This is a genomic window from Pseudobutyrivibrio sp. MD2005 (assembly GCF_000621865.1).
Taxonomy (GTDB): Bacteria; Bacillota; Clostridia; order Lachnospirales; family Lachnospiraceae; genus Pseudobutyrivibrio.
Genome location: NZ_JHXE01000008.1, coordinates 278,760 through 289,450, shown reverse-complemented (window position 1 = coordinate 289,450; position 10,691 = coordinate 278,760). Strand labels below are relative to the sequence as shown.

The window sequence follows — 10,691 nt, the reverse complement described above, 5'->3', positions numbered from 1 at the left end:
CTAGTACGAGAGGACCGGGGTGGACGGACCACTGGTGTATCAGCTGTCGACCAACGGCATAGCTGAGTAGCCAAGTCTGGACGGGATAAACGCTGAAGGCATCTAAGCGTGAAGCCCCCCTCAAGATGAGATATCCCCTTTCTTTAAGGAAATAAGATCCCTTATAGACGATAAGGTAGATAGGTTCAAGGTGTAAGTGTGGTAACACATTCAGCTGATGAATACTAATAGATCGAAGGTTTATTCTAAAAAGGAAATATGTAGTCAGGATGAAATAACTATTGTATGAAGTTTTGAGGTTGCTATAAAGCACTAGCAAGCACCACCCATAATGGATATGGATATGCTTGCTTTTTTATTAACAACTTTGAAAATGGGGGCGTAGCTCAGTTGGGAGAGCACCTGCCTTGCAAGCAGGGGGTCAAGAGTTCGAATCTCTCCGTCTCCACTATAATAAAATCTGTATGGGTTTTATTAATATTCCTCAATAGCTCAGTTGGTAGAGCACTCGGCTGTTAACCGAGTTGTCGTAGGTTCGAGTCCTACTTGGGGAGTTATGGCTCCGTGGTCAAGCGGTTAAGACATCGCCCTTTCACGGCGGTAACACGGGTTCGATTCCCGTCGGAGTCACTTATAAGCCGATGTGGCTCAATTGGCAGAGCAGCTGATTTGTAATCAGCAGGTTATCGGTTCGAGTCCGATCATCGGCTTTATGAAAATGTATAGGTCTTGGACCTTTAGCTCAGTTGGTTAGAGCAACCGGCTCATAACCGGTCGGTCCAGGGTTCGAGTCCCTGAGGGTCCATTTTCAAATTTAATATATATGCAGAGGTATCGAAGTGGTCATAACGAGGCGGTCTTGAAAACCGTTTGTCCGCAAGGGCGCGTGGGTTCGAATCCCACCCTCTGCGTTTTGGCCTCATGGCTCAGTTGGTTAGAGCGCCGCCCTGTCACGGCGGAGGTCGAGGGTTCAAGTCCCTCTGGGGTCGTTTTCCAGTATTTAACTATGGGATCTTAGCTCAGCTGGGAGAGCATCTGCCTTACAAGCAGGGGGTCACAGGTTCGAGCCCTGTAGGTCCCATTTAAAAAGTAATACGCTGGTTTACATAGTTTATAAAAATGCAAAGCATTTTTATTGGTCACACTAATTTTAAAGGCAAGCTTTAAAATTAGTATGAATATGCCGTAGTGGCGGAACTGGCAGACGCGCAGGACTTAAAATCCTGTGGTGGCGACATCGTACCGGTTCGATTCCGGTCTACGGCATTTAATTTGAATATGGTGGGTGTGGCACAGCTGGTTAGCGCGTCGGATTGTGGTTCCGAAGGTCGAGGGTTCGAACCCCTCTACCCACCCTTTACAATTTAATAATGTGCGCGATTAGCTCAGCTGGCAGAGCACCTGACTCTTAATCAGGGTGTCCAGGGTTCGAACCCCTGATCGCGCATTTTTTGTTATACATGGGCGGTTTCCCGAGTGGCCAAAGGGGACAGACTGTAAATCTGCTGCAAATTGCTTCGGTGGTTCGAATCCACCACCGCCCATCTTTTTTAATATCGCGGGATGGAGCAGTCTGGAAGCTCGCCGGGCTCATAACCCGGAGGTCGATGGTTCAAATCCATCTCCCGCAACTCTGTGATTTGTTTGCAAATCATGAATTTGTGTCCAGATAGCTCAGTTGGTAGAGCAGAGGACTGAAAATCCTCGTGTCGTTGGTTCGATTCCGACTCTGGGCACTTTTTTCATGCATAAATATCATTATTCATTGTACTTCTTAATTCTTTTACAAATTATTGTGAAATCCATTCTACTATCCTTGAAAAGCAATCCCATTTATTATAAACTTTCTTAGATATCGTTTTTTGGTAATATTGTTTTAACATAACTATAAAGGAGTGATCAAAATGGTAGAATGGAAAAATTTTGATAAGCTCGAGTCTTACAAGACTCTCCAAGGGCTTAAGAATCAGGTGGAGTTAAAAGAAGTTATGTCAGGAGCAAACGGAGCAGACCGTGTTGCTAAATATTCAGTTCCAATGTCAAATGGTATGTCATACAATTTTGCATCAAAGCAGGTTGATGACACTGTTTTAGATGCACTTGCAAAGCTTGCTGATGAGGCTCAGCTTGCTGACAAGTACGCAGCTCTTTACAATGGAGAGGTTATTAATACAGGTGAGAAGAGATTAGTTCTTCATCAGCTCACACGTGGTCAGCTTGGCGATGATGTTATGGCTGATGGCGTTAACAAGAGAGAGTTTTATGTAAAGCAGCAGGAGCGTATCGCAGAGTTCGCTAACAAGGTTCACGCAGGTGAGATTGTTAACGAAAATGGCGAAAATTTCACAACAGCTGTTCAGATTGGTATCGGCGGATCTGACCTTGGTCCTCGTGCAATGTATCTTGCACTTGAGAACTGGGCAAAGGTTACAGGCACATTCAAGATGGAAGCACGTTTCATTTCAAACGTAGACCCTGATGATGCTGCAGCTGTACTTGCTGGTGTTGATGTTGCTCACTCAATCTTCATTCTTGTTTCAAAGAGTGGTACAACACTTGAGACTCTTACAAACGAGTCATTTGTTAAGGATGCACTTGCAAAGGCAGGCCTTGATGCTTCTAAGCACATGATTGCTGTTACATCTGAAACATCACCACTTGCAAAGTCATCTGATTACCTTGATGCATTCTTCATGGATGATTACATCGGTGGACGTTATTCATCTACATCATCAGTAGGTGGTGCAGTGCTTTCACTTGCGTTCGGCCCAGATGTATTTGCTAGATTCTTAAACGGAGCTGCAGCTGAAGATGCTCTTGCAAAGAATACAGATATCCGCAAGAACCCAGCTATGCTTGATGCACTTATCGGTGTTTACGAGAGAAATATTTTAGGATATGAGTCAACAGCTGTTCTTCCATACTCACAGGCACTTAGCCGCTTCCCTGCTCATTTACAGCAGCTTGATATGGAATCAAACGGTAAGAGCGTTAACCGCTTTGGTGAGGCTATTGATTATGTTACTGGTCCAGTTATCTTTGGTGAGCCAGGTACAAATGGTCAGCACAGCTTCTATCAGCTTCTTCACCAGGGCACAAACATCATCCCTCTTCAGTTTGTAGGCTTCAAGAACAGTCAGATGGCTACAGATGTTGTTATCGAGGGAAGCACATCTCAGCAGAAGCTTAAGGCTAATGTTGCTGCTCAGATTATGGCTTTCGCATGCGGTAAGGATGACGACAATAGAAACAAGTACTTCGAGGGTAACCGCCCATCTTCAATTATCGTTGGAGATCAGCTTACACCTGAGACACTTGGTGCTCTTCTTGCTCACTTTGAGAACAAGGTTATGTTCCAGGGATTCGTATGGAATGTAAACTCATTCGATCAGGAAGGTGTTCAGCTTGGAAAGGTACTTGCAAAGAAGGTACTTTCTGGCGATACAACAGATGCACTTGCTGCATATGCAAATCTTCTTGAGATTTAAGATAGCTTAGATTGTCCGTATTATAAAAAGTTTATAAAAAATAGCTACCGTGTCTTGCGGTAGCTATTTTTTTACGTTAGGATATGTCTTATGGAAAAATATTACATTGATAGAGAACAGGAACAAGTTAATAAAACTCTATCTGGAGAGCGGGCAAAGCTTTCTAGAATGACATTTAGTCAGAAGATAAGTTACATATTTACATATTACAAGATGCATATAGTTATATTCTTAATTATAGTTGGCGCCCTGGTATGGATCGTCCATCATAGATTAAACTATGTAGAATACAAGCTATACGGAACTGTCATCAATTCAGACCAGGTTGATACTAGCCTAGAAAAGACTATGCCTAAGCTTCTTGGTATGGGCAAGCATGAAGGCTTTTCATTAATAGCTGGTTTGTCTGGTGATGTTGATGCTAATTCGTCATCATTTTATAATCAGATAGATATATATACTGTATCTGGCCAAATGGACTTCGTATTTACGGATGAAGTTGGAGTACAATATCTATGTGACATGGGTACACCTCTTGATGTTACCGAAGAATTGCCAGATAATCTTATGGAAATCTGGACAAATAGAGAAGCTGAATTTAGTCAGCGCAAAGAAAATGATGACACTTATTTTGACAACTATGCGGCCGTAGATATCTCCGGCACAAAGGTCCACGATTATTTTGGATTAGACGATAATACCACCTACCTTGTAATCGTAGATTTATCAAACAATGAACAATACATGCAAAACTTTTATCAGCTTTTGTATGACATAGAAATGGGGGAATAGACCTTGGATAAGTTATTTAACAACAGAATTTTTGATGGAATTTCAAAGGCAGCAGATGTTATGCTGATTGGATTTTACTTTTTAGTATGTTCACTGCCTATCGTCACAATAGGAGCCAGTGCTACAGCACTTTATTACGCAACTCACAAATGCATTTTTAAGGGACGTGGTTACACAACAGAGTTTTTCCATTCATTCAAGGATAATTTTAAGCAGTCAACATTGTCATGGCTGATATTTATGTTGTTATTTGGAATCCTTGCAGGCGATATCTACATCACAAGACATCTAATTACACCTGGTAGTCCACTTGCAGCTGCATCAATATTTTTTTCCATAGTATTTGTGGTCAGCATAGTATGGGCAATTTATCATTTTGCCTATATTGCACGATTTGCAAATGGATTCAAGGATTCTTTTAAGGTGTCAGCTATTTTTATGATAGCAAACTTTGGATGGTCACTAATCATCGTTATTGTGGTTGTAATATTATTATTACTAATATACAGATTCCTATTTTTAATAATATTTGCGCCAGGCATCTTTTCATGCGCTCTTCATCCAATGCTTGAGAATGTGTTCCGTAAATACATGTCTGAGGAAGACCGCGCGAAAGAAGATGAATTATAATTAAATAGTTTTAGCATAGAGGCATTCACAAAAGGAATGCCTCTATTTTTACATCAACTAAATTAGTATCTAAAATATATTCTCCTTAATTAATACTTGAATAGAAATATATGTTATAAATTAGCGGGCTAAATGTTGGTAAACCTATTATTTATCAGCATATTAGTCCTGATTTAAGTGGAGAAAAGAATATTTGAATTTCACTTATATAAGAAATGAAAAATAGATAAGTTAAATTTGAAAATAGAATTTTCCACTTAAAAAATGATTTGTGTGGTAAGTGAGTTTTTGCATAAATAAGAAAAAACTTAAGATTCAATAACACAAAAGGCATAATATTAAGTGAAGTTGGCGTGAGAAAAAATATAACTTAACAAGCACACCATTTTTGTTAAGTGAAAAAATAGACATTGACTATAAACTTAAAAATAACTAAAACAATTTAGATAATTTTAAGTGAAAAATAAAAACAAGAAAACTAAACTTAATAACAGCCCTTAATGTTACGCGTAGAGAGAGAAGAATTAAAAAAATACTGATTTATTGCTTATACAAAATGAAACTATCTGCGACAACTCATCTACCACAAGCGCTATTAAAACAAATATCTCTATTCAGTTAAAAAATGGTGGGAAAATATTGCCTAACACAGGCAATAGTACGTAAGTGCTGCTGAGTTTGGTAAGAAAATACCAACCACTTACGGTATGCACATGTTTTGCTGCTACTAATAACATGTGTAAGTTATAAAATTAATGTCTTACGAATAAGACGATGTTATATATAACATATAAAATGCAATTCTGTCAACTATAATAACAAAATTATTTTATGAGCAAACAAATGTTTGACATATATGTATCCTGTGATATAATACTATATACGATTGTGCACAATTAAAATTGTGCGCCTTTAGTAACAATTAACAGATATGCTAATTTTGAGGGCCAAATATGGATTTTAAATTACATTCTGAATACAAGCCAACTGGAGATCAGCCAAAGGCGATAGAGGACCTGGTTCGCGGTTTCAAAGAAGGCAACCAGATGCAGACGCTGCTTGGTGTTACAGGCTCAGGTAAGACATTTACCATGGCTAATGTAATAGAGCAGCTAAACAAGCCTACGCTTATTATTGCACATAATAAGACCCTTGCTGGGCAGCTTTATTCTGAGTTTAAGGAATTCTTTCCTGAAAATGCGGTTGAGTATTTTGTCTCTTATTATGATTATTATCAGCCTGAGGCCTATGTCCCAAGTACTGATACATATATTGCAAAAGATTCATCTATTAATGATGAGATTGATAAGCTTCGTCTTTCGGCTACAGCTTCATTGTCCGAGCGAAGAGATGTAATCATTGTATCGTCAGTATCCTGCATTTATGGTATTGGTGAGCCAGATGATTTCCAAAACATGATGGTAAGTCTTCGCCCAGGAGATTTTAAAGATAGAGATGATGTTATTCACGAGCTTATTAACATTCAGTATCAGCGAAATGATATGGATTTTGCTCGTGGTACATTTAGGGTTCGAGGCGATACATTAGAAGTGATTCCGGCCAACACTAGTGACTATGGCATTCGAGTAGAGTTTTTCGGGGACGAGATTGACCGCATCTGTGAGACGGATATCATGACAGGTCAGGTAAAGCGAGAGCTTGAGCATGTGGCCATTTTCCCGGCTAGCCACTATGTTATCCCGCAGGATAAGATAAATTCTGCCTGCGCCAGCATAGAGGCGGAATTAGATGAGCGTGTTAAGTTTTTCAAATCAGAGGACAAACTTATCGAGGCTCAGCGAATTGCGGAGCGCACGAATTTTGATATCGAAATGCTTAGGGAGACTGGGTTCTGTTCCGGTATTGAAAATTACAGTAGGCATATGACTAATCAGCAGCCAGGGGAGCCGCCAAAGTGCCTTATAGATTATTTTGATGATGATTTTCTCATTATAGTAGATGAGAGTCACATCACCCTTCCACAGGTTCGTGGTATGTTTGCAGGTGACCAGGCCCGCAAGAAGACACTGGTTGAGTATGGCTTCCGTTTGCCATCGGCTTTAGATAATAGACCTCTTAATTTTGGAGAGTTTGAATCTAAGATAGACCAGATTATGTTTGTGTCTGCTACGCCAGGCGATTACGAAGAAGAACACGAGTTGCTTCGTACAGAGCAGGTTATCAGGCCTACAGGTCTTTTGGATCCAGAGGTTGAAGTTCGTCCGGTTGATGGCCAGATAGATGATCTGTTTAATGAGATTCAAAAGGAAGTTGAAAAGAAAAATAAGGTAATGATTACCACCCTCACAAAGCGAATGGCGGAGGACCTTACAGATTATCTGGCAGAGCTAGGTGTGAGAGTGAAATACATGCATTCTGATATTGATACCATGGAGCGCGCGGAAATCATCAGAGATTTGCGATTAGATGTATTCGATGTGCTTGTAGGAATCAACCTTCTCCGTGAGGGATTGGATATACCAGAAATCACATTGGTTGTGATTCTTGATGCTGATAAAGAAGGCTTCCTTAGAAGTGAGCGTTCACTGATTCAGACAATCGGCCGAGCTGCTCGAAATTCCGAAGGACACGTTATCATGTATGCTGATAACATGACAGAATCAATGGAGAAAGCCATATCAGAAACAGAGCGACGTCGTGAGATTCAAAAGGCATATAACGCGGCTCACGGAATCACTCCAAAGACAATTCAAAAGTCAGTTAGAGAGCTTATTTCTATTTCGAAAGAGATTGCTCACAAGGAGATGCAGTTCAAGAAAGATCCAGAAGAGATGGATCAAAAAGAGCTGGAAAAGCTTATTGCAGATATACAAAAGAAGATGCAAAAAGCAGCAGCAGAGCTCAACTTCGAGGCTGCGGCCGAGTATCGTGATAAGATGGTAGAACTTAAACAGATGTTGAGAGATATAGAAAATGAAAGAACGTAAATATATAAAAATTAAAGGTGCAAATGAACACAATTTAAAAAATATAAGCCTAGATATACCAAGAGATGAGTTTGTTGTACTCACAGGTTTATCTGGCTCGGGAAAATCATCCCTTGCTTTTGATACTATTTTTGCTGAAGGCCAGCGTCGATATATGGAATCCCTTTCCAGCTATGCCCGCCAGTTCTTAGGCCAGATGGAAAAGCCTAATGTTGAGCATATGGAAGGTATGCCTCCAGCGATTTCTATTGATCAAAAGAGCACAAACCACAACCCTCGTTCTACAGTTGGAACAGTGACAGAAATCTATGATTACATGCGACTTTTATACGCTAGATGCGGAGTGCCACATTGTCCAAAATGCGGCAAGCCAATCAGCAAGCAGACAGTAGACCAGATGGTTGATTCAATCATGACTCTGCCAGAGCGTACCAAGATTCAGCTTCTTGCCCCAGTTGTAAGAGGTAGAAAAGGTACTCACGAGAAGCTATTTGAGAAAGCTAAAAAATCGGGCTATGTGCGTGTAAATGTTGATGGTAGTGTTTATGATTTATCAGAAGAAATCAAGCTGGACAAAAACATTAAGCATAATATCGAGATAGTGGTAGACCGTCTTGTTGTAAAAGAGGGAATAGAAAAACGTCTTACAGATTCTATCGAGGCTGTTCTTAAGCTTGCAGAAGGCCTTATGATTGTTGATGTTATTGACGGTGAGCCTATCAGGTTTTCAGAGGGATTTTCATGCCCTGATTGCGGAATCAGCATAGATGAAGTGGAGCCTAGAAGCTTCTCCTTCAACAATCCATTTGGTGCCTGCCCAGAGTGCTTTGGTTTGGGATATAAGATGGAATTTGATGAGGATCTAATGATTCCTGACAAGAACCTCTCATTTAATGGCGGAGCAGTTCAGGTAATGGGATGGCAGTCATCGAATAAAAGCAGCAGCTTTGCTCATGCATTATTAGAAACACTGGCAAAGGAATATGACTTCTCACTGGATACACCTTATAAGGATTTACCAGAGAATATTCGCCACATGTTCATTCATGGATTTGATCGTTCTGTAGATGTACATTATGAAGGCCAGAGAGGTCGAGGCGTGTACCCAACTGTATTCGAAGGTCTTATCGAAAATGTAAACAGACGATACAAGGAGACATTTTCTGAGACTGCAAAAAAAGAATACGAGGAGTTCATGTTCTATAGTGATTGCCCATGCTGTCATGGACAGCGTTTGAAAAAGGAATCACTTGCAGTTACTATCGATGATAAAAATATCTTTGAAATGACTCAGTACCCTGTACATGAGCTCTATGACATGATAGAGAATTTGAACCTTACTGAGCAGCAGAAGAAGATTGGTGCTGTAGTGCTCAAGGAGATTAGATCAAGGCTTAAATTCATGGTAGATGTAGGGCTTGATTATCTCACACTTAGTCGTGCCACTGCTACACTTTCAGGTGGAGAGGCACAGCGAATACGTCTTGCGACCCAGATTGGTTCGGGTCTTGTTGGCGTAGCCTATATTTTAGATGAGCCTTCTATTGGATTGCATCAAAAGGATAATGATAAGCTACTTGCTTCACTTAAGGGCCTTAGAGACCTTGGAAATACACTTATTGTAGTTGAGCATGATGCAGATACTATGCGTGCTGCGGATTATCTTGTGGATATCGGCCCACGTGCAGGTAAAGATGGTGGACAAGTTATTGCGGCAGGTACCCCAGAGGAAATCATGGCATGTCCAGATTCTATCACTGGCCAGTATCTTAGCGGAAAGCTTTGCATTCCTGTTCCAAAAGAGCGTCGTCAGCCAACAGGCTGGCTTACAGTTAAGGGAGCAAGAGAACACAACCTTAAAAATATTGATGTGGATATCCCACTTGGAATAATGACAGTGGTAACAGGTGTATCAGGCTCAGGCAAGAGCTCACTTGTTAATGAGATTCTATACAAGGATTTAGCCAAAAGATTAAACCGTGCCCGCAAGGTTTCAGGAAAGCATGATGATATTATTGGAACAGAAGCCTTAGATAAGGTAATCGACATCGACCAGTCTCCAATTGGACGTACACCTCGTTCAAATCCAGCTACTTACACTGGCGTATTTGATTTGATTAGAGATTTGTTTGCAGGAACCACTGAAGCGAAAGAGCGTGGTTATGCAAAAGGTCGTTTCTCTTTCAATGTAAAGGGCGGAAGATGTGAAGCATGCTCAGGTGATGGTATTATCAAAATTGAGATGCATTTCCTTCCAGATGTGTATGTGCCTTGTGAAGTATGCGGAGGTAAGAGATACAATCGCGAGACTCTAGAGGTTCATTATAAAGGCAAGACTATCTACGATATTTTGGATATGACTGTTGAGGAAGCAGTGGAATTCTTCAAAAATGTTCCTAGCATCCTTAATAAGATTCAAAGTCTTTATGATGTAGGATTGGGATATATCAAGCTAGGTCAGCCTTCTACCACATTGTCAGGTGGCGAGGCGCAGCGTATCAAGCTTGCTACGGAATTATCCCGTAGAGCTACAGGTAAGACTATCTACATATTAGATGAGCCTACCACAGGTCTACATTTTGATGATGTTAATAAGCTTGTTGAGATTATGCGTAAGCTATCAGACTCAGGAAATACTGTTGTAGTAATTGAGCATAATCTGGATGTAATCAAATGCGCAGATTATATTATCGACATGGGACCAGATGGAGGAGATAGAGGTGGAACCGTTATTGCAAAGGGTACACCAGAAGAAATTGTTAAGGTGAAGAAGAGCTATACAGGCCAGTATCTTAAAGAATATTTATAATACTCAATATTGATATCATGTGTA

At 40.5% G+C, this 10,691-nt stretch carries 5 protein-coding genes, 14 tRNA genes and 1 rRNA gene; all 20 read left to right on the top strand.

Annotation, left to right across the window (positions count from 1 at the left end; genetic code table 11):
• Positions 1-248: ribosomal RNA gene (locus tag T498_RS0102890) — 23S ribosomal RNA — on the top strand; the annotation flags it as partial.
• A 127-nt stretch (positions 249-375) separates the two neighbouring features.
• Positions 376-448 (top strand) — tRNA-Ala (locus tag T498_RS0102885).
• A 33-nt stretch (positions 449-481) separates the two neighbouring features.
• Positions 482-554, top strand: a tRNA-Asn gene (locus T498_RS0102880).
• 4 nt (positions 555-558) lie between these two features.
• Positions 559-630 (top strand) — tRNA-Glu (locus tag T498_RS0102875).
• A gap of 7 nt (positions 631-637) precedes the next feature.
• Positions 638-710: transfer RNA gene (locus tag T498_RS0102870), tRNA-Thr, on the top strand.
• 21 nt (positions 711-731) lie between these two features.
• Positions 732-805 (top strand) — tRNA-Ile (locus T498_RS0102865).
• 20 nt (positions 806-825) lie between these two features.
• Positions 826-911 (top strand) — tRNA-Ser (locus T498_RS0102860).
• 4 nt (positions 912-915) lie between these two features.
• A tRNA-Asp gene (locus T498_RS0102855) sits at positions 916-989 on the top strand.
• Between the two features lie 19 nt (positions 990-1,008).
• Positions 1,009-1,081, top strand: a tRNA-Val gene (locus T498_RS0102850).
• A 101-nt stretch (positions 1,082-1,182) separates the two neighbouring features.
• A tRNA-Leu gene (locus tag T498_RS0102845) sits at positions 1,183-1,266 on the top strand.
• A 15-nt stretch (positions 1,267-1,281) separates the two neighbouring features.
• Positions 1,282-1,355, top strand: a tRNA-His gene (locus tag T498_RS0102840).
• 19 nt (positions 1,356-1,374) lie between these two features.
• Positions 1,375-1,447, top strand: a tRNA-Lys gene (locus T498_RS0102835).
• 15 nt (positions 1,448-1,462) lie between these two features.
• Positions 1,463-1,544: transfer RNA gene (locus tag T498_RS0102830), tRNA-Tyr, on the top strand.
• Positions 1,545-1,557: 13 nt separating this feature from the next.
• A tRNA-Met gene (locus T498_RS0102825) sits at positions 1,558-1,631 on the top strand.
• A 32-nt stretch (positions 1,632-1,663) separates the two neighbouring features.
• Positions 1,664-1,736, top strand: a tRNA-Phe gene (locus T498_RS0102820).
• Positions 1,737-1,904: 168 nt separating this feature from the next.
• On the top strand, positions 1,905-3,488 hold the full coding sequence (locus tag T498_RS0102815; RefSeq protein ID WP_028234623.1) for a glucose-6-phosphate isomerase: 1,584 nt from the start codon (positions 1,905-1,907) through the stop codon (positions 3,486-3,488).
• Between the two features lie 90 nt (positions 3,489-3,578).
• Positions 3,579-4,280 (top strand): hypothetical protein, encoded by a 702-nt coding sequence (locus T498_RS0102810; protein WP_028234622.1) that lies wholly within the window; start codon positions 3,579-3,581, stop codon positions 4,278-4,280.
• Positions 4,281-4,283: 3 nt separating this feature from the next.
• Positions 4,284-4,910, top strand: coding sequence for a YesL family protein (locus T498_RS14645; protein ID WP_051524551.1), 627 nt, complete (start codon positions 4,284-4,286; stop codon positions 4,908-4,910).
• A 953-nt stretch (positions 4,911-5,863) separates the two neighbouring features.
• Entirely contained in the window at positions 5,864-7,858 is a 1,995-nt protein-coding gene (gene uvrB / locus T498_RS0102800) for an excinuclease ABC subunit UvrB (RefSeq protein WP_028234621.1), read from the top strand.
• On the top strand, positions 7,845-10,667 hold the full coding sequence (gene uvrA, locus T498_RS0102795) for an excinuclease ABC subunit UvrA (RefSeq protein WP_028234620.1): 2,823 nt from the start codon (positions 7,845-7,847) through the stop codon (positions 10,665-10,667). Before uvrB ends, uvrA begins: the two co-directional genes overlap by 14 nt.
• The last annotated feature ends 24 nt before the right edge of the window (positions 10,668-10,691 follow it).

Bases quoted from the DNA above. Each gene is read 5' to 3' on its own strand.
- T498_RS0102815 (WP_028234623.1), top strand. From the start codon at position 1,905: ATGGTAGAATGGAAAAATTTTGATAAGCTCGAGTCTTACAAGACTCTC.
- T498_RS0102810 (WP_028234622.1), top strand. From the start codon at position 3,579: ATGGAAAAATATTACATTGATAGAGAACAGGAACAAGTTAATAAAACT.
- uvrB (WP_028234621.1), top strand. From the start codon at position 5,864: ATGGATTTTAAATTACATTCTGAATACAAGCCAACTGGAGATCAGCCA.
- uvrA (WP_028234620.1), top strand. From the start codon at position 7,845: ATGAAAGAACGTAAATATATAAAAATTAAAGGTGCAAATGAACACAAT.